Annotated in this window: 29 protein-coding genes; 3 read left to right on the top strand and 26 right to left on the bottom strand. The window is 59.8% G+C overall.

The window, feature by feature from the left end; translation table 11 throughout:
• Nucleotides 1-3 precede the first annotated feature (3 nt).
• The 3 genes from ACTQ3R_RS01595 to ACTQ3R_RS01605 all read left to right on the top strand — a co-directional run bounded on the left by ACTQ3R_RS01595 (nt 4) and on the right by ACTQ3R_RS01605 (nt 3,901).
• Nucleotides 4-747: an ABC transporter ATP-binding protein gene (locus ACTQ3R_RS01595; RefSeq protein ID WP_441777439.1), complete on the top strand. Its 744-nt coding sequence runs from the start codon at nt 4-6 to the stop codon at nt 745-747.
• The gene (locus ACTQ3R_RS01600; protein WP_441777438.1) at nt 744-1,982 is read left to right on the top strand and encodes an ABC transporter permease; all 1,239 of its coding nucleotides are present in this window, start codon (nt 744-746) and stop codon (nt 1,980-1,982) included. The genes ACTQ3R_RS01595 and ACTQ3R_RS01600 overlap by 4 nt, the downstream gene beginning before the upstream one ends.
• Nucleotides 1,983-2,044: 62 nt before the next feature.
• Nucleotides 2,045-3,901 carry an S-layer homology domain-containing protein gene (locus ACTQ3R_RS01605; protein ID WP_441777437.1) on the top strand — a complete coding sequence of 619 codons (1,857 nt, stop codon included), beginning with the start codon at nt 2,045-2,047 and terminating at the stop codon, nt 3,899-3,901.
• Nucleotides 3,902-3,954: 53 nt separating this feature from the next.
• On the opposite strand, the gene ACTQ3R_RS01610 is transcribed toward ACTQ3R_RS01605, so the two are convergent.
• The 26 genes from ACTQ3R_RS01610 to rpsC form a co-directional block, all read right to left on the bottom strand.
• On the bottom strand, nt 3,955-4,779 hold the full coding sequence (locus ACTQ3R_RS01610; RefSeq protein ID WP_441777436.1) for an amidohydrolase family protein: 825 nt from the start codon (nt 4,777-4,779) through the stop codon (nt 3,955-3,957).
• Between the two features lie 171 nt (nt 4,780-4,950).
• A complete protein-coding gene (rplQ, locus tag ACTQ3R_RS01615) occupies nt 4,951-5,295 on the bottom strand; it encodes a 50S ribosomal protein L17 (RefSeq protein ID WP_441777435.1) in 345 nt (114 codons plus the stop codon).
• 156 nt (nt 5,296-5,451) lie between these two features.
• The gene (locus ACTQ3R_RS01620) at nt 5,452-6,405 is read right to left on the bottom strand and encodes a DNA-directed RNA polymerase subunit alpha (protein ID WP_441777434.1); all 954 of its coding nucleotides are present in this window, start codon (nt 6,403-6,405) and stop codon (nt 5,452-5,454) included.
• Between the two features lie 131 nt (nt 6,406-6,536).
• Nucleotides 6,537-7,139 (bottom strand): 30S ribosomal protein S4, encoded by a 603-nt coding sequence (rpsD, locus tag ACTQ3R_RS01625; RefSeq protein WP_441777433.1) that lies wholly within the window; start codon nt 7,137-7,139, stop codon nt 6,537-6,539.
• A gap of 23 nt (nt 7,140-7,162) precedes the next feature.
• Nucleotides 7,163-7,564, bottom strand: coding sequence for a 30S ribosomal protein S11 (rpsK, locus tag ACTQ3R_RS01630; protein WP_441777432.1), 402 nt, complete (start codon nt 7,562-7,564; stop codon nt 7,163-7,165).
• A gap of 12 nt (nt 7,565-7,576) precedes the next feature.
• Nucleotides 7,577-7,945 carry a 30S ribosomal protein S13 gene (rpsM, locus tag ACTQ3R_RS01635; RefSeq protein WP_441777431.1) on the bottom strand — a complete coding sequence of 123 codons (369 nt, stop codon included), beginning with the start codon at nt 7,943-7,945 and terminating at the stop codon, nt 7,577-7,579.
• An 18-nt stretch (nt 7,946-7,963) separates the two neighbouring features.
• Nucleotides 7,964-8,077 carry a 50S ribosomal protein L36 gene (gene rpmJ, locus ACTQ3R_RS01640; protein WP_008982609.1) on the bottom strand — a complete coding sequence of 38 codons (114 nt, stop codon included), beginning with the start codon at nt 8,075-8,077 and terminating at the stop codon, nt 7,964-7,966.
• A gap of 219 nt (nt 8,078-8,296) precedes the next feature.
• Nucleotides 8,297-8,515: a translation initiation factor IF-1 gene (gene infA, locus ACTQ3R_RS01645; RefSeq protein ID WP_023346491.1), complete on the bottom strand. Its 219-nt coding sequence runs from the start codon at nt 8,513-8,515 to the stop codon at nt 8,297-8,299.
• A complete protein-coding gene (locus tag ACTQ3R_RS01650) occupies nt 8,508-8,789 on the bottom strand; it encodes a KOW domain-containing RNA-binding protein (RefSeq protein WP_441777430.1) in 282 nt (93 codons plus the stop codon). The genes infA and ACTQ3R_RS01650 overlap by 8 nt, the downstream gene beginning before the upstream one ends.
• Entirely contained in the window at nt 8,782-9,546 is a 765-nt protein-coding gene (gene map, locus ACTQ3R_RS01655; protein WP_441777744.1) for a type I methionyl aminopeptidase, read from the bottom strand. The genes ACTQ3R_RS01650 and map overlap by 8 nt, the downstream gene beginning before the upstream one ends.
• An 11-nt stretch (nt 9,547-9,557) precedes the next feature.
• Nucleotides 9,558-10,190, bottom strand: a complete 633-nt coding sequence (locus ACTQ3R_RS01660) for an adenylate kinase (protein WP_441777743.1) — start codon at nt 10,188-10,190, stop codon at nt 9,558-9,560.
• A 20-nt stretch (nt 10,191-10,210) separates the two neighbouring features.
• A complete protein-coding gene (gene secY, locus ACTQ3R_RS01665) occupies nt 10,211-11,605 on the bottom strand; it encodes a preprotein translocase subunit SecY (RefSeq protein ID WP_441777429.1) in 1,395 nt (464 codons plus the stop codon).
• 2 nt (nt 11,606-11,607) lie between these two features.
• Nucleotides 11,608-12,048 (bottom strand): 50S ribosomal protein L15, encoded by a 441-nt coding sequence (gene rplO, locus ACTQ3R_RS01670; protein WP_441777428.1) that lies wholly within the window; start codon nt 12,046-12,048, stop codon nt 11,608-11,610.
• Nucleotides 12,049-12,063: 15 nt separating this feature from the next.
• A complete protein-coding gene (gene rpmD, locus ACTQ3R_RS01675) occupies nt 12,064-12,246 on the bottom strand; it encodes a 50S ribosomal protein L30 (RefSeq protein ID WP_118641835.1) in 183 nt (60 codons plus the stop codon).
• A 12-nt stretch (nt 12,247-12,258) separates the two neighbouring features.
• A complete protein-coding gene (gene rpsE / locus ACTQ3R_RS01680) occupies nt 12,259-12,759 on the bottom strand; it encodes a 30S ribosomal protein S5 (protein WP_441777427.1) in 501 nt (166 codons plus the stop codon).
• Between the two features lie 17 nt (nt 12,760-12,776).
• On the bottom strand, nt 12,777-13,136 hold the full coding sequence (rplR, locus tag ACTQ3R_RS01685; RefSeq protein WP_441777426.1) for a 50S ribosomal protein L18: 360 nt from the start codon (nt 13,134-13,136) through the stop codon (nt 12,777-12,779).
• 17 nt (nt 13,137-13,153) lie between these two features.
• A complete protein-coding gene (gene rplF / locus ACTQ3R_RS01690) occupies nt 13,154-13,699 on the bottom strand; it encodes a 50S ribosomal protein L6 (protein WP_441777425.1) in 546 nt (181 codons plus the stop codon).
• Between the two features lie 14 nt (nt 13,700-13,713).
• On the bottom strand, nt 13,714-14,112 hold the full coding sequence (gene rpsH, locus ACTQ3R_RS01695) for a 30S ribosomal protein S8 (protein ID WP_441777424.1): 399 nt from the start codon (nt 14,110-14,112) through the stop codon (nt 13,714-13,716).
• 573 nt (nt 14,113-14,685) lie between these two features.
• Complete coding sequence (locus tag ACTQ3R_RS01700; protein WP_441777423.1) at nt 14,686-14,871, bottom strand: type Z 30S ribosomal protein S14; 186 nt, start codon at nt 14,869-14,871, stop codon at nt 14,686-14,688.
• Nucleotides 14,872-14,886: 15 nt separating this feature from the next.
• The gene (gene rplE / locus ACTQ3R_RS01705) at nt 14,887-15,438 is read right to left on the bottom strand and encodes a 50S ribosomal protein L5 (RefSeq protein WP_441777422.1); all 552 of its coding nucleotides are present in this window, start codon (nt 15,436-15,438) and stop codon (nt 14,887-14,889) included.
• 20 nt (nt 15,439-15,458) lie between these two features.
• Complete coding sequence (gene rplX, locus ACTQ3R_RS01710) at nt 15,459-15,776, bottom strand: 50S ribosomal protein L24 (RefSeq protein ID WP_441777421.1); 318 nt, start codon at nt 15,774-15,776, stop codon at nt 15,459-15,461.
• Nucleotides 15,777-15,791: 15 nt separating this feature from the next.
• Nucleotides 15,792-16,160: a 50S ribosomal protein L14 gene (gene rplN / locus ACTQ3R_RS01715; protein WP_441777420.1), complete on the bottom strand. Its 369-nt coding sequence runs from the start codon at nt 16,158-16,160 to the stop codon at nt 15,792-15,794.
• Between the two features lie 12 nt (nt 16,161-16,172).
• Entirely contained in the window at nt 16,173-16,433 is a 261-nt protein-coding gene (gene rpsQ / locus ACTQ3R_RS01720) for a 30S ribosomal protein S17 (protein WP_147563679.1), read from the bottom strand.
• Nucleotides 16,434-16,448: 15 nt separating this feature from the next.
• Entirely contained in the window at nt 16,449-16,646 is a 198-nt protein-coding gene (rpmC, locus tag ACTQ3R_RS01725) for a 50S ribosomal protein L29 (protein WP_441777419.1), read from the bottom strand.
• Nucleotides 16,646-17,077: a 50S ribosomal protein L16 gene (gene rplP, locus ACTQ3R_RS01730; protein ID WP_147563677.1), complete on the bottom strand. Its 432-nt coding sequence runs from the start codon at nt 17,075-17,077 to the stop codon at nt 16,646-16,648. The genes rpmC and rplP overlap by 1 nt, the downstream gene beginning before the upstream one ends.
• Entirely contained in the window at nt 17,077-17,946 is an 870-nt protein-coding gene (gene rpsC, locus ACTQ3R_RS01735) for a 30S ribosomal protein S3 (protein WP_441777418.1), read from the bottom strand. Before rpsC ends, rplP begins: the two co-directional genes overlap by 1 nt.
• Between the last annotated feature and the right edge of the window lie 4 nt (nt 17,947-17,950).

Raw genomic sequence — 17,950 nt, forward strand, 5'->3', positions numbered from 1 at the left:
CCGGTGAACCATCTCATTGAACTGAAAAACGTCTACAAAATCTATCAGATGGGGGAGGAGACCGTCCACGCCCTGGATGGAGTAAACATTGCCATTGACCAGGGGGAATTTGTGGCCATTGTGGGTTCCTCCGGCTCAGGCAAATCTACCGCCATGAACATCATCGGCTGTCTGGACGTGCCCACCTCCGGCTCCTACCACCTGGGCGGGGTGGATGTGTCCACCATGGACGACGACCAGCAGGCGGAGATCCGCAACAAGATGCTGGGCTTCATTTTCCAGCAGTACAACCTGATCCCAAAGCTGTCTGTGCTGGAAAATGTAGAGCTCCCCCTGCTCTATGCAGGCCTTCCCGCCGACGAGCGCCGGGCTCGGGCCATCCGCGCCCTGGAACGGGTGGGCCTGGCGGAAAAGCACAAGAACCTGCCTAGCCAGCTCTCCGGCGGCCAGCAGCAGCGGGTGTCCATTGCCCGTGCCCTGGCGGGCAGCCCCTCGGTCATTCTGGCTGACGAACCCACTGGTGCGCTGGACTCCCGCACCGGACGGGAGGTGCTGGGCTTTTTAAAAAAGCTCAACCGGGAGGGGGACACGGTAGTCCTCATCACCCATGACAACTCCATTGCCGTCCGGGCCGACCGGATCATCCGCCTCCAGGACGGAAAAATTATCTACGACGGCGACGCCCACGACCCCCGTGCCGTGGTACAGCCAGGGAGCGATGGGGAAGGAGAGGAGGACAGCCTATGAATTACGGACAATCCTTCCGCCTGGCCGTCAAATCCCTGGCTGCCAGTAAAATGCGCTCCATCCTCACCATGCTGGGTATTATTATCGGCGTGGCCTCGGTCATTGTCATTTTGTCCCTGGGCAACGGAGTTCAGAAGATGATCGATGAGCAGGTGGCCAAGCTGGGCATCAACACCATTGTCACCTACACCTGGGGCAGGGGAGACGGCAGCACCATGGACCTGGACCCGGCGGATATGTACAAGCTGGTGGAGGAGCACCCGGACGTACTTTCCGGAGTCTCTCCCTATGTAAGCCTCCAACCCATGATCCGCCGGGGCGATGAAAAGCTGGAAAAGAGCAAGCTGTACGGCGTCAGCGAGGTCATGTTCAACAGCGTAAGCCGCTCCACCATTGACGGGGGCGAAAAGCTGGCCCAGGGCCGTTTTCTCTCCGCCCTGGATGTGGCACGCAGGCAGAACGTGTGCGTCATCGGCGCCTATCTGGCCCAGGAGCTCTTTGAGGGCAGCGCCCTGGGACAGACCCTCTCCATTGACGGTAACCGCTACACCGTCATCGGTGTGCTGGAGCAGGTACAGGAGAACATGCAGGAGGGGGGAGCGGACGATCAGCTGTACATCCCCTATGAGAACGCCCTGGAGATCATGGGAGAGCGGTATGTGACCCTCTATATGTTTACCAGCACCTCCGGCGCCACCGCCAGCGCCGCCAAGCAGGTCATTGACCAGTACCTGTTTTCCTATTTTCAGGACCCGGAGGCCTACTACATCCAGACCATGGAGGAGCAGGCCAATATGATCAACGCCATGATGGGCGTAGCCATCGGGGTATTGGTGGCCATTGCGGCCATCTCTCTGCTGGTGGGCGGCATCGGAATTATGAACATTATGCTGGTGTCCGTCACTGAGCGCACCCGTGAGATCGGCATCCGCAAGTCCCTGGGCGCCAAGCGCAAGGACATCCGCCGCCAGTTTGTCATCGAGGCAGGCACCACCTCTGCTGTGGGCGGCCTTTTGGGCATCGGCCTGGGGTACCTGCTGGCCACAGGGGTGGGCTCTCTGTTGGGGGCCTCTCTGTCCGCCCAGATGAACGGTGCCACCTTCTCCGCTACCCCCACCTTTGCTTCGGTAGCCATCAGCTTCGGTGTGTCGGTGGGCATCGGAATCCTCTTTGGCTACCTGCCTGCCAACAAGGCCGCCAAACTCAATCCCATTGACGCTTTGCGCTACGATTGATCGGCTTCTTCGAATAGAAACAAAACCATGTGGATAGTTCCATTTGAAAAGGGGTTTTTGGAATGAAACAACGGATTTTCACACTTCTCCTGGCCCTGAGCCTTAGCGTGTCACTGGCCCTTCCCGCCCTGGCCGCTCCCGCTTCGGTGCCCCAGGAGGATGCCCTGCAGGCACTTTCGGCCCTGGGCATTTTCTCCGGCGATGACCAGGGGAATCTGAATCTCTCCAGCCGGGTCACCCGTGCGGAATTTGTCACTATGCTGGTCCGGGCCACCCCCGGCGGCAGCCAGATCGGCCAGGCGGCCACCTCTCCCTATCCTGACGTGCCCCGGAGCCACTGGGCCTCCGGCTTTGTGGAGGCGGCAGTCTCCCAGGGCCTTGTCTCCGGATACAGTGACGGCACCTTCCGTCCCAACAAGGAAATCACCCTGGCGGAGGGTGTCTCCATGGCTCTTCCGCTGTTGGGCTATGGCCCGGAGGACTTTACCGGTGCCTATCCCACAGGGCAGTTAGCCCTCTACCGCAGCCTGCGGCTGGACCGGGGCGTCTCCGCCGCCTCTGCCACCGCCCCGCTCACCCGGCAGGATGCCATGTATCTCTTCTACAACCTGCTCTCCGCCCCCACCAAGGACGGCGCAGCCTATCTCACCACCCTGGGGTATTCCCTCAACAATGCGGGCCAGGTGGACCTGCTCGCCCTGGTCAATGGGGCGATGGAAGGTCCGGTAGTGGCACAGCAGGGCTGGCAGTCCGCCCTTCCCTTCACCCCTTCCAAGGTCATCCGCGGGGGTGCCTATGTCTCTTTGTCTGACATTCAGGACTACGACCTGGTCTATTGGAACGCCTCTATGGGTACCGTCTGGGCCTACACCCAGAAGATCACCGGCCCCATCCAGGCCCTGGAGCCCTCCGCCTCCAATCCCACCTCTGTGACCGTGGCCGGGCGCACCTACTCCATTGAGACCTCCTCCGCCGCCTACGCCCTATCCGATCTGGGACAGTACGGCCTGGGAGACACTGTCACGCTGCTGCTGGGCCGGACGGGCGGCGTGGCCGCTGTGGCCGCTGTGAGCGCCAGCGCCGGAGACCGGGTGGGTCTGGTCCTCTCGGTAGAAAAAACCTCCTACCCGGACGGGAACGGCGGCACCTACACCGCCCAGACTGTCACCATGCTGGCCACCGATGGACAGACCTATCAATATCAGTGCCAAGGCGCCTATCAAGCCGGCAGCGTCGTCCGGGCCAGCGTCAACCAGAACAATGAGGTCTCTCTGCGCGGGCTTTCTTCCGACTCCCTCACCGGCAAGGTCAGCGCCGACGGCACCAAGCTGGGCAAGTACACCTTTGCCGAGGATGTGGAAATTCTGGACGTGAGCGGCAAGTACGGCATCACCCTCTATCCCACTCGCCTGGCCGGTATCAATCTCACCGGAGACATGGTCCGCTATTACTCCCTGAATGGTCTGGGTCAGATCGACACCCTGATTCTGGAGGAGGTCACCGGGGATATGTATCAATACGGTGTTCTTACCTTCCTGGAAGAGCAGGGAGAGGGGGTCCACAAATATTACACCTACCGCTATGATGTGGGCGGCACCTCCTATACCATCCCCAACTCCACCACTCGGTTCCGGGTAGTCACCGGTCCCATTCAGGTTCTGGGCGAGGCGGACAACCCCGACCGGATGTATTCCCTCACCGCTACCGAGCCGGGCCAGATCGTGGGCAATCAGTTTGCTGCCGGCAACCGGAAGTATACCCTGTCCGATCAGGTGGTGGTCTACGAGCAGCGGGGCAGCCAATACTTCCTGTCCAGTCTGAGCCGTGCCCAGAACGGTGACTTCACCCTCACCGCCTGGTACGACAAGGAGGATTCCCAGGGCGGCCGGGTCCGGGTCATTGTGGCACGGGAGTCCTGACTTCTTTTCCAACGAAAAAACCGTGTCTGACGAATTTGTCAGACACGGTTTTTTTACAGCCCCAGACCGTAAATCCGGTTGGCGTTGGCAAAAAAGACGTCCTCCCAATGTTCCTGCGGCACCAGGCGGCGGATAAATTCCACATATTCTCCCAAATTGACAATGGGCCAGTCGGTACCGAACAGAATATCCTTCCACTGTCCAATCGCGGTCAGCCATGTGGCCAGCAGCCCTGCATATCCTGCCTGCTGCTGAAAATACTGCTCCAGATCCACCCGGCCCTCCAGAAGACCGGACAGGTCGGCGGCTACATTGGCATTTTTCTCCACCACCGCAGCCGCACTCTCCAAAAAGGGGTTTCCAAAGTGGCACATGACAAAGCGGGTCTTGGGGTGGTCCGCTGCCACCTCATCCAAGGCCAGGGGATGGCAGTATTTCAGATGGGCCCCCCGCTGAGCGGTCAGCCCCATATGGACGGCCACCGGCTTATCATAGCGCGCGGCCAGGTCATAAATGGGCGTATATATGGAATCCGACAGCCAGATCTTATTATATCCAGGGTAAAGCTTTACGCCGCAGCAGGCCTCCTGCTTCAGATTTTCCTCCACCTTTTCATACAAATTGGGGACAACCCGCTGCCCCTTATCCATCAGTACACTGTCCAGGCCGATGCAGTAGTGGAATAGGTCAGAAGGGTACTGGTGGTACGCTGGCTCCAGGCTGCGGTTGCCCATGACCACCCCGTGGACAAAATTCAGTTCCCCGTATACCTTGCGCAGGTGGTCCCAATTGTTGTGGTGTCCAACAGCTTGGGCCGTCCGCTCCGCCCAGGCCTCGTCCTGCGGAAAAAGGTGGAGGTGGGCATCGATGATCTTCATAGGCAAATTCCTTTCCCAATGTTGCGTGGTTTCTGGCTGTCATTATAGCAAATTCAGCCGGTCAAAAAAAGCCTTTCTTTCTGCAGCCTCCGTTTCTGTCCCCTCTGCCCCATACAAAGGGGCAATAAAAATCCCGGTCCAAACGGACCGGGATTTATACACCATTTGTGATTACACCAGCTGGATGATGGCCATCTCGGCGGCGTCGCCGCGGCGGGGGCCAATGCGGACAATGCGGGTGTAGCCGCCGTTACGGTCGGCGTACTTGGGCCCGATCTCCTTGAACAGCTTGTTGGCCACGTCCTCCTTGGTGACGAAGGCCAGAGCCTGACGGTAGGAAGCCAGGGTGTTGTCCTTAGCCAGAGTAATCATCTTCTCGGCCACGGGAGCGACTTCCTTGGCGCGGGTAACAGTGGTCTTAATCTGGCCATTCTCCAGCAGGTAGGTCACCATGGCACGGAGCATAGCACGACGCTGATCGCTGGTACGGCCCAGCTTACGGTTCTTCTGAGACATGAGAAACACTCCTTCGACCTCGCGTGGCGAGATCCTTTTTAAATTCGTTCATTCGGCCAAAGGCCGGGGCACCCGTCTCCGGGACGGCAGATGCCGCACGGGAAGCGGAACGTTACATACCTTCCTCGCTGCCCTTTGTAATAAACCTAAGATTTATTACTGGTTGTTGTCCTCGCTGGCCAGGGACAGGCCCATCATAGCCAGCTTGTTGATGACCTCTTCCAGGCTCTTACGGCCCAGGTTCCGGACCTTCATCATCTCTTCCTCGGTCTTGGAGATCAGATCCTCCACCGTGTTGATGTTGGCCCGCTTCAGGCAGTTGTAAGAACGCACGGACAGGTCCATGTCGTCGATGGTCATCTCCATCACCTTATCCCGCTGGGCTTCCGCCTTCTCCACCACCGTGGACTTGTTGCCCATGGTCTCGCTGAGATCGGTGAACAGGGTGAAGTGGTCGCAGAGGATGCGCGCGCCCAGGGAGACGGCGTCACGGGCATCGATGGTCCCGTTGGTCCAGACCTCCAGGGTCAGCTTGTCATAGTCCGTGGCGTCGCCCACACGGGTGTTCTCCACGGTGTAGTTGACCTTGCGCACAGGGGTGTAGATGGAGTCCACGGGGATCACCCCGATGACGGACTGAGCGGACTTGTTCTTGTCCGCGGGGATATAACCCCGGCCGTGGGACAGGGTCAGCTCCATGGACAAGGTGGCATCGGGACCCAGGGTGGCAATGTGCAGATCCGGATTGAGAATCTCCACATCGGCATCCGCCTTGATGTCTCCGGCCGTTACCTTGCACTCGCCGGCCGCTTCAATGTGCACGGTCTTCACGCCCTCGCAGTAGAGCTTGGCAATGATTCCCTTCACATTCAGGACGATCTCAGTGACGTCCTCCTTCACACCGGGGATGGTGGTAAACTCATGCTGGACGCCGGCGATCTTGATGGAGGTCACCGCGGTGCCAGGCAGAGAGGACAGCAGGATCCGGCGCAGGGAGTTGCCCAGAGTGGTGCCGTAGCCGCGCTCCAGGGGCTCAACCACATACTTGCCGTAAGAGGCATCGCCGGGGTTTTCCACGCATTCAATGCGGGGCTTTTCAATTTCTACCATATGCTAGGATACCCTCCTTTTCTCGGCGGCGCTCCTGCGCCGCTTCATTCAGCTCACCAATATCTGAGGGTTGTCTAAGTCTGTTTGGGCTGACCGCTCCGGCCAAAATTGGCCGGAGCAGGCAGAGAAAATTACTTAGAATACAGCTCGACGATGAGGTGCTCTTCCACGGGGAAGTCAATGTCTTCCCGGGTGGGCATGGCAACGACGGTACCCTGGAGGGTATTCTTGGCCCGGTCCAGCCACTTGGGCAGGTTGACCACGGGGGCGTCCTCACCCAGCAGGCCCTTGAACTTGACGGAGGAGCGGCTCTTCTCGCGCACCTCGATCACGTCACCGGCCTTCACCAGGTAGGAGGGGATGTCCACCCGCTGGCCGTTCACGGTGAAGTGGCCGTGGGTGGTCAGCTGACGGGCCTCGCGGCGGGTCTTGGCAAAGCCCAGACGATACACCACGTTATCCAGGCGGCGCTCGATCATGGTCAGCAGGTTCTCGCCAGTCTTGCCGGGCATACGGGAGGCCTTCTCATAGTACATATGGAACTGCTTCTCCATGATGCCGTAGACAAACTTGACCTTCTGCTTCTCGGTCAGCTGCATGGCGTACTCAGACTGCTTCTTGCGCATCTGACCCTTGGGGTTGCGGTTGGTAGTCTTCTTGTCATAGCCCATGGCGGCGGGGGACAGGTTCAGAGCCTTGCACCGCTTGGCAATGGGCTGCATGTTTTTAGCCATCTGTCAAAACCTCCTTTTCACGATCAGACACGGCGGCGCTTCGGGGGACGGCAGCCGTTGTGGGGAACAGGGGTCACGTCCTTGATCAGGGTGACCTCCAGGCCCACAGCCTGCAGAGCCCGGATGGCGGCCTCACGGCCGGCGCCGGGGCCCTTGACAAAGACCTCAACGGTCTTCAGGCCATACTCCATAGCGGCCTTGGCAGCCGTCTCGGCGGCAGTCTGAGCGGCAAAGGGGGTGGACTTACGGGAGCCACGGAAACCGAGCCCGCCGGAGGAAGCCCAGCTCAGGGCGTTGCCCTGGGAATCGGTGACGGTGACCATAGTGTTGTTGAAGGAGGAGCGGATGTGCACCTGGCCCCTCTCTACGTTCTTACGCTCGCGGCGCTTACGCACCACTTTCTTAGCCTTGGTATTAGCAGCCATGTGTATCCCTCCTTACTTCTTCTTATTGGCGACGGTACGCTTGGGACCCTTGCGGGTACGGGCGTTGGTCTTGGACCGCTGGCCGCGCACAGGCAGGCCCTTACGGTGGCGGATGCCACGGTAGCAGCCGATCTCGGTCAGCCGCTTGATGTCCATGGCCACATTACGGCGCAGGTCGCCCTCCACGGTGTACTCGTGGGCGATGACCTCACGCAGCTTGGCCTCATCGTCCTCGGTGAGGTCCTTCACGCGGGTGTCGGGATTTACCCCAGCCTTGGCCAGGATCTTGTTGGCGCTGGTGCGCCCAATGCCGTAGATATAAGTGAGGCCGATCTCGATTCTCTTCTCTCTCGGCAGGTCAATACCGGCAATACGAGCCATTTTTTACAGCACCTCCAATTAACCTTGTCTCTGCTTATGCTTGGGGTTTTCGCAAATTACCATGACTTTGCCCTTGCGCTTAATGACTTTGCACTTCTCGCACATGGGCTTCACGGACGGTCTGACTTTCATTGTTAAAACCTCCTATGAATGCCTGAATGGCCCCGTCGTCGTCTCGTCGTCGCGGGCTTCACATCCCTCGCCTCCCCCTGCGGGAAGGTTCGCTCATTATGCCGCTCCTCCTCTCGCATCGTGACCCGCTGACGCTGGGCTCACGCTGCGCGGGGCGGCCTGTGGCCGCCATTTTGGAGGCAAGGCTCCAAACCAACGAAACAACGCGGTCGTTGATAGTTACTTAGATCGCCAGGTGATACGGCCTCTGGTGAGGTCGTAGGGCGACATTTGAATGGTCACTTTATCTCCAGGCAGGATGCGGATAAAGTTCATGCGCAGCTTGCCGGAAATATGTGCCAGGATGATGTGGCCGTTTCCGATATCCACATGGAATGTGGTGTTAGGCAGGGCCTCCGTTACGACGCCCTCCAACTCGATCATATCGTCTTTAGCCAAGCTTAAATCCCTCCTTGAAGGCGGCCAGCGCCCGTCTCAGTTCCCGGTCTGACACCGGTTCTCCTTGTTTCAGCTTCTGGATGGTGGGGTGGTCATATTCCTGCTCTGAGAACACCTGCACATGCCCCAGCTTTTTCGCTTTGGGGCGGGCAGCTCTGCGCCTCTTTCCGTTGGCCAGAAGCAGACGTTCCTGCTCCATTCCAACCACGCAGAACAGATCCCCTTTGTCTCGTCCGGCGGTAGCACGGACGACTTGGCCTGTGTAATTATACATAGGCTCCATCCTCAGTAACCGTCAGGATCTCCGGTTCTCCGTCCGTAATGAGGATACTATTTTCATAGTGGGCGGTGAGAGAGCCGTCCAGGGACACGGTGGTCCACTTGTCGGCCAGCACCTTCACCTGCCAGTCCCCCGCGCAGACCATAGGTTCCACCGCCAGAGTCATCCCAGGCAAAAGCCGGGGACCGTGGCCGGCAGGGCCGAAGTTGCGCACTTCGGGGGGCTCGTGGAGCTTTGCGCCCACACCGTGGCCCACAAAGTCGCGAACCACAGAAAATCCGTTGGCCTCCACATATTCCTGAACCGCGTGGCCAATGTCGGACACCCGGAAGCCCTTGCGGGCCAGCTTGATGCCCTCCCAAAAGCTCTGTTGAGTCACATCGATCAGCTTCTGCGCCTCGGGGCTGATCTGCCCGCAGGCGTAGGTGGCGGCACAGTCGCCGTGGAAACCGCCGATGAAGGCGCCCACATCCACGCTGACGATGTCCCCCTCCTTCAGCTTTCGGGGGCCTGGAATTCCGTGGATGACCTCCTCGTTCACCGAGATACAGGCCGAACCCGGAAATCCAGCGTAGCCCAGGAAAGAGGGCTTTGCTCCATGACTTTCGATAAAGCGGCGCACCGCAGTATCGATCTCGTGGGTGGTGACCCCCGGCTTGATCATGGAGCCGGCCAGGGCGCGGGCCTGGGCAGTGATCCGTCCAGCCCGGCGCATGGCCTCAATTTCCCGTTGGGATTTTAATGAAATCATTTCCAGCGCCATCAGATCCCCAGCGCCTCCATGATTACGTCGGTGGTCGCCTCAATGGTGCTCTGATTGTCCACAGGGGAGAGGATTCCCTTCTCCGCATAGTAGCCCTTCAGAGGCTCCGTCTCAGCGTGGTAAACCTCCAGGCGGTGATGCACCGTCTCAGGCTTATCGTCGTCCCGCTGAACCAGAGGACCGCCGCAGCTGTCGCACACGCCCTCCTGCTTGGGGGGCTTGGCTTTTACATGATAGGGAGCGCCGCAGCTCTGGCACACCCGGCGGCCAGCCATGCGCTCCTCGATCTCCGCATCGGAAATCTCAATGGAGAGCACGTGGTCGAAGGTAATGCCTGCGGCATCCAAGGCCTGCGCCTGGCCGATGGTGCGGGGCACCCCGTCCAGGATAAAGCCGGCCTGGCAGTCGGGCTGTTCCAGGCGCTGGGCCACGATTCCGATGATCACGGAGTCGGGCACCAGCTTGCCGGCGTCCATATAGGACTTGGCCTCCATTCCGATGGGGGTCTGGTCCTTAATGGCAGCCCGGAGAATGTTTCCGGTGGAGATGGTGGGGATTCCCAGCTTCGCACTGAGGATCTCGGCCTGGGTTCCTTTGCCAGCGCCAGGGGCGCCCAACAAGATTAGTTTCATACCCATAAGCCGTTCCCTCCTTACTCCAGGAAGCCCTTATAGTGACGCATGAGCATCTGGGCTTCCATCTGCTTCACGGTCTCCAGCGCCACGCCCACCACGATGATGACGGAGGTACCGCCAATGGCCAGGGAGTGGTAGCTGACAATGTTACCGGTGACAATGGGGGCGATGGCCACCACAGACAGGTACAGAGCGCCGAACATGGTGATCTTGGACAGCACCTTGGTGATGAAGTCAGCGGTGGGCTTGCCGGGACGGAAGCCGGGAATGAAGCCGCCGTTCTTCTTCAGGTTGTTGGCCACCTCAATGGGGTTGAACTGCATGGTGGCATAGAAGTAGCTGAAGCCAACGATCAGCAGGAAGTAGAGCACACTGTAGAAGAGCTTGCTGGTGTCAAACAGCCGCATGAGGCTGCCGCCAAAGCCCTCGCTCTCCACGGTCCAGCCGGCGAAAGCGCCGATGGTGGCAGGCAGAGAGGCAATGGACTGGGCAAAGATGATGGGCATAACGCCGCTCATGTTCACCTTCATGGGGATGTGAGTGGACTGACCACCGTACATCTTCCGGCCCACCACACGCTTGGCGTACTGCACAGGCAGGCGGCGCTCCGCGTTGGAGATGAACACAATGAAGATCACCAGAGCCAGCATGCCGATGATGATCAGGGGGATCAGCCAGGGAGCCAGAGCCTGGGCCTGCATGGCCTTGATCTGCTCGGCAGCCTGCTCGGCAGTCAGGCCGGCATCCACCAGCACATCCTCGGTGACCGCGCCGCTGTTCAGGTTGTTCCAAACCGTCACACCGGTGATGGTGTCGGACACCATCCGGGGGAAGCGGGAGACGATACCGGCAAACAGGATGATGGAAATGCCATTGCCGATGCCAAACTCGGTGATCTGCTCACCCAGCCACATCAGGAAGGCAGAACCGGCGGTGAAGGACAGGACGATGACCACGCCCACCCAGAAGGCAGGCAGGGTGCCGCCGTTCACCAGGCCATAGCTCTTGATCAGGGTGTAGTAGCCGAAGCCCTGCAGCAGGGCGATGGCCACGGTGGTATAACGGGTGATGGAAGCGATCTTCTTGCGGCCCTCTTCGCCGCCCTCCTTGGCCAGCCGCTCCAGAGCGGGGATGGCCACGGTCAACAGCTGGATGATGATGGAGCTGTTGATATAGGGCTGAATAGACAGGGCAAAGACCGTCGCCATGGAGAAAGCGGAGCCGCTCATGGCATTCATCAGGCCCAGAATGGTCCCGCTCTGGGTAGACAGATAGGTCTCCAGAGAAGCGGAATCAATATAGGGTACCGGAATGGCGGAGCCCAGACGGAAGATCAGAAGCGCCATAATGGTAAAGAGCATCTTCTTCTTCAGCTCAGGCACCTTCCAAGCATTGCGGATCGTTTCGATCATGGTCAGATCACCTCCGCCTTACCACCTGCAGCTTCGATTTTTTCCTTGGCAGAGGCGGAGAAGGCGGAAGCCTGGACGGTCAGCTTCTTGGTGAGGGAGCCATTGCCCAGGATCTTGACGCCGTACTCGCACTTAGAGAGAACGCCCTTCTCCAGCAGCGCCTGGGCGTTGACCACGGCGCCGTCCTCAAACTTCTCCAGAACGGAGACGTTGACAGCCTCCAGGGGCTTGGCAAAGATGTTGTGGAAACCGCGCTTGGGCAGGCGGCGGGCCAGAGGCATCTGGCCGCCCTCAAAGCCGACGCGCACACCGCCGCCGCTGCGGGCCCACTGGCCCTTGTGACCGCGGCCGGCAGTCTTGCCGTTACCGGAACCGGCACCGCGGCCCTTGCGGTAAGCCTTGGTGTTGGAGCCGGCGGCGGGGGAAAGTTCATGCAGATTCATTTCTCGCGCCTCCTTTTAGTTTTCCTCGGTGACCTGGAGCAGGTAGCCGATGTGGGCGATCTTGCCGCGGGTAGCCTCGTTGTCGGGCTGTACGGTGGTATCGCCGATCTTACGGAGGCCCAGGGCCTCGGCAGTCGCCTTGTGCTTGGCGATGCGGCCGTTCAGGCTCTTGACCAGCTTGATGTTCAGATTAGCCATTTTTAGCCCTCCTTAACCCAAGATCTCGCCGACGCTCTTGCCGCGCACGCGGGCCACTTCCTCGGGGGTGCGAAGAGCCTTCAGGCCCTCGAAGGTGGCAGAGACCACGTTCTGCGGATTGTTGGAACGCAGGCACTTGGTACGGATGTCCTTGATGCCGATGGCTTCCATCACGGCACGGACGGGGCCGCCGGCGATAACGCCGGTACCGGCGGCGGCGGGCTTCATCAGCACGCGGCCGGCGCCGAACTCACCGATCACCTCGTGGGGGATGGTGGTGCCGGACAGGGACACAGTGATCATGTTCTTCTTGGCTTCCTCGATGCCCTTGCGGATAGCCTCGGGCACCTCGGCGGCCTTACCCAGGCCAAAGCCCACGCGGCCCTTCTCATCGCCGACTACCATCAGGGCGGAGAACTTGGCCACACGGCCGCCCTTGACGGTCTTGGAAACACGGTTCAGATAGACCAGCTTCTCAACGAACTCGCTGGGCTCTCTCTCAAATCTAGGCATTTATTCTTCCTCCTCCCTTAGAACTGCAGGCCGCCCTCACGGGCGCCCTCGGCCAGAGCCTTCACACGGCCATGGTACACATAGCCGCCGCGGTCAAAGACCACATTCTCGATGCCCTTGGCACGGGCACGCTCGGCCACATTGATGCCCACCTGCTTGGCGGCATCGGACTTGGTGCCATCTACCTTAAAGTCCTTCTCCAGGGAAGAAGCGGAAACCAGGGTCACGCCGTTCACATCGTCGATGATCTGGGCATAGATGTTGGTCTCGCTGCGGAAGACATTGAGACGGGGACGCTCGGGCGTGCCGGAAATCTTAGCACGCACGCGCTTGTGGCGCTTGATACGCTGAGAACGAGTATCGGGTCTGTTGATCATAGTGGCACACCTCCTTTTTACTTCTTGGCGCCGGTCTTACCAGCCTTGCGGCGGATGACCTCGTCAGTATACTTGATGCCCTTGCCCTTGTAAGGCTCGGGGGGACGCTTCTCGCGCACTTCGGCAGCGAACTGGCCCACCTGCTGCTTGTCACAGCCGTGGATGATAATCTTGTTGGGGTTGGGAACCTCGATCTCGATGCCGGGGACCTCCTCAACGGTGACCTGGTGGGAGAAGCCCAGGTTCATGACCAGCTTGTTGCCCTCCTTGGCCACACGGTAGCCGACGCCGTTGACGTCCAGCTCCTTCTTGTAGCCCTCGGTGACGCCCACCACCATGTTGTGGATGAGGGTGCGGGTCAGACCGTGCAGAGCGCGGTTCTCCTTGGCGTCGTTGGGACGGGTGACGTGCAGCACGCCCTCCTCAATGGCAATGGCCATGTTGGGGTTGAACTGCTGGGTCAGGGTGCCCTTGGGGCCCTTGACGGTGACAACGTTGTTGTCCTCTACCTTGATCTCCACTCCGGCGGGAATGGCGATAGGAGCTCTACCAATTCTAGACATTCCTATAACCCTCCTTACCAGACAAATGCCAGGACTTCGCCGCCGACATGGGCCTCGCGGGCCTTCTTGTCGGTCATGATGCCCTTGGAAGTGGAAACAATGGCGATACCCAGGCCACGGAGAACCTTGGGCAGCTCGTCAGCACCGGCGTACACCCGCAGACCGGGCTTGGACACGCGGCGCAGGCCGGAGATAACCTTCTCCTTGCCGGCGTTGTACTTCAGAGCGATGCGGATGACACCCTGAGTGCCGTCGTCGATCAGCTGGAAGTTCTTGATATAGCCCTCATCCAGCAGGATCTGCGCGATGGCCTTCTTCATGTTGGACGCAGGAACGTCCACGGTGTCATGCTTGGCGTTGTTCGCGTTGCGGATGCGAGTGAGCATATCCGCAATGGGATCGGTGATTTGCATGCGTCTTTACCTCCTATTTAGATTACCGGCAAGCCGGTACAGACGGCAAGGTATCGAAAAGCAGGTGACTTTTCGACCTATTGACCGCCTTTGCGCCTGGTTGGGGCAGGCGTAGGTATATCAAAACCGCTGCACACAAGCGGATTTGACCATGACAAACCGCCGTCTTTCATGACGGCCGGACGGGGCGCGCCGGGCGCGCCGGTCTCCAGCACTCTGTCAGATGGACAGCGGAAACCCCCGCGGCGGCGTTGAGGGCTGCTCGCGGGTTCGCACTCACGGGTGCGTGGGAGTTTTTTCTGCTCGTCCTGACCCGGACGAACGCCTTATTATACCCCCTGCACGGTGAAATTTCAAGTTTTTTACGCTTCGCACACACGAACGTGTGTATACATTTGCGCCGAAACAGGAACATTTCCCGTTCTCGGCGCAATCATAAATGAAAAAACCGCCTCTCCCCGGCCCCTGATCAGGGCAGGGGAGGGGCGGATCACACAGCTTCTCCATGGAGCGCTTGGGCAGGGAGGAGGTCACTCACATCCCACACCAAAGTACCCGTTCATGGCAGATCGCTTACCAGGACGCCTTCTTGACGCCGGGGATCTGGCCCTTGTAAGCCAGCTCACGGAAGCAGATACGGCAGATGCCGTAGTCCCGCAGATAGGCGTGAGGACGGCCGCAGAGCTTGCAGCGGTTATAGCGGCGGCTGGAGAACTTGGGGGCAGCCTGCTGCTTCAGGATCATAGATTTCTTAGCCATAACTCTTCCTCCTCCTTAGCGGCCGGCGAAGGGAGCGCCAACCAGCTTCAGCAGCTCGCGGGCCTCTTCGTCAGTCTGGGCGGTGGTGCACATCACGATGTCCATACCGCGGATCTTGTCGATCTTGTCGTACTCGATCTCGGGGAAGATCAGCTGCTCCTTGATGCCCAGGGCATAGTTGCCGCGGCCGTCAAAGGCGTCAGCGGAGATACCACGGAAGTCACGCACACGGGGCAGAGCCACGTTGAACAGACGATCCAGGAACTCCCACATCTTGTCACCGCGGAGGGTAACCTTAGCACCGATGGGCATGCCCTCACGGAGCTTAAAGTTAGCCACGGACTTCTTGGCCTTGGTGATGACAGCCTTCTGGCCGGTGATGGTGGTCAGATCGTTGACCACGGCATCCAGAACCTTGGGGTTCTCACGGGCCTCGCTGCAGCCCACGTTGACGACGATCTTCTCCAGGCGGGGGATCTGCATGGTGGACTTGTAGCCAAACTTCTGCATCAGAGCAGGAGCGACCTCGTCCTGGTACAGCTTCTTCAGGTTAGGGGTGTTAGCCATTTCGATTCACTCCTCCTCTCTCAAATCTCGGCGCCGCACTTCTTGCAGACGCGGACCTTCTTGCCGTCGGCCAGCAGCTTGTGGGCGGGCCGGGTAGGCTTATTGCACTTGGGGCACACGCGCTGCACCTTGCAGGCGTAGAGGGGGGCCTCCTTCTGGAGGATGCCGCCCTGGTCGCCCTGCTTGCGGGGCTTGGTGTGACGGGAGACCATGTTGACCTTCTCCACCACAACCTTGCCTTCCTTAGGCATGACCTCCAGGACCTTGCCCTGCTTGCCCTTGTCCTTGCCGGACAGAACGACCACCAGGTCGTCCTTACGAATGCTCATTTTGTTCATCTTCATTGCCCTCCCTTACAGCACTTCGGGAGCCAGGGACAGGATCTTCATGTAATCCTTGTCACGCAGCTCGCGGGCCACTGGGCCAAAGATACGGGTGCCGCGGGGGTTCTTGTCCTCCTTGATGAGGACGGCGGCGTTGTCGTCAAACCGGACGTAGGAACCGTCGGCGCGGCGCACGCCGCGGCTGGTGCGGACGATAACGGCCTTCACGACCTCGCCCTTCTTCACGGTGCCGCCAGGCTGAGCCTTGCGGACGGAAGCCACGATCACATCGCCGATGTTGCCGAACTTGCGGCTGGAGCCGCCCAGCACGCGGATGGTCTTGATCTCCTTGGCGCCGGTGTTGTCGGCAACCTTCAGATAGCTTTCCTGCTGAATCATACCGACACCTCCTTATTTCGCCTTCTCGATGATCTCAACCACGCGCCACCGCTTATCCTTGGACAGGGGGCGGGTCTCCATGACCTTGACGCGGTCGCCCACGCCACACTGGTTAAGCTCATCATGAGCCTTCAGCTTATAGGTTCTCTTAACAATCTTCTTGTACAGAGGATGGGCCACGCGGTCGGCGATGGCGACCACAACGGTCTTGTCCATCTTATCCGAAACCACCAGGCCGACTCTGGTCTTACGGGAAGAAGTTCTGTTTTCCATCTTCTATTCCTCCTCTTAGCGGCCGGCGAGCTGCTGCTCGCGGATGATGGTCTTTACCCGGGCGATATCCTTCTTGACCTCAGCAATGCGGATGGGGTTATCCAGCTGATTGGTGGCGTGCTGAAGGCGGAGATTGAACAGGTCCTTCTTCAGGTCCATCAGCTTGTTCTCCAGCTCAGCAGCAGACATCTTACGAACTTCATTGGCCTTCATTACGCTTCACCACCCTTCTCGGTTTCCTCACGCTGAACGATCTTGCACTTGACGGGCAGCTTGTGGCTGGCCAGACGCAGAGCCTCCCGGGCAACCTCCTCGGAGACGCCGGCGATCTCGAACATCACACGGCCGGGCTTAACCACGGCCACCCAGTACTCGGGGGAGCCCTTACCGGAACCCATGCGGGTCTCAGCGGGCTTCTCAGTTACGGGCTTATCGGGGAAGATCTTGATCCAAACCTTACCGCCACGCTTGGTGTAACGGGTCATGGCGATACGGGCGGCCTCGATCTGGTTGCTGGTGATCCAAGCGGGCTCAGTGGCCTGCAGACCGAACTCACCGTAGGTCACGGTGTTGCCGCGGCTGGCCTTGCCCTTCATGCGGCCGCGGTGAACACGGCGGTATTTGACACGCTTAGGGAGCAGCATTACTGAGCGCCTCCTTCCTTAGGAGTGTTGGCCTGACCGGCGGGGCGGGGGCCACGGTTGTTGTTGAAGTTGCCCTGGCCGGCGGGACGGGGACCGCGGTTGAAGTTACCGCCGCCCTGACGATCCCGGTTGAAGCCGCCCTGACGGCGATCGCCATCCCGGCGGTCGCGGCGGGGACGCTCACGGCGCTCCTGATAGGGCTTGCTGGTATCCAGGGTACGGGGGGTGGTGCGCAGGGCCTGAGTCAGGACCTCGCCCTTGTAGATCCACACCTTCACGCCGATGCGGCCGTAGGTGGTGGCAGCCTCAGCGAAGCCGTAGTCAATGTCGGCGCGCAGGGTCTGCAGGGGAATGGTGCCATCGTGATAGTGCTCGGTGCGGGCGATCTCAGCACCGCCCAGACGGCCGGAGCAGGAGGTCTTGATGCCCTTGGCGCCGGCGCGCATAGCGCGGCCCATGGCGTTCTTCATGGCGCGGCGGAAGCCAATACGCTTCTCCAGCTGCTGAGCGATGTTCTCGGCAACCAGCTGAGCGTTGGTGTCGGTGTCGCGCACCTCCACGATCTTCAGGTCAACAGGCTTGCCGGTGAGCTTGACCAGCTGAGCCTCGATCTTCTTGATGTCCTCGCCGCCCTTGCCGATGACCACGCCGGGACGGGCGCAGTGCAGGTAGATGCGGACCTTGGCGTTGTCCCGCTCGATCTCGATCTTGGGGATGCCAGCGCCGTAGAGGGCCTTCTTCAGGTAGTCACGGATCTTCTTGTCCTCCACCAGCAGGTCGCCCACCTTCTCGTTGCGGGCATACCAACGGGAGTCCCAATCCTTAATCACGCCCACGCGCAGGCCGTGGGGATTCACTTTCTGTCCCATATTG

It is taken from the genome of Lawsonibacter sp. LCP25S3_E2, assembly GCF_052117285.1.
Taxonomy (GTDB): Bacteria; Bacillota; Clostridia; order Oscillospirales; family Oscillospiraceae; genus Lawsonibacter.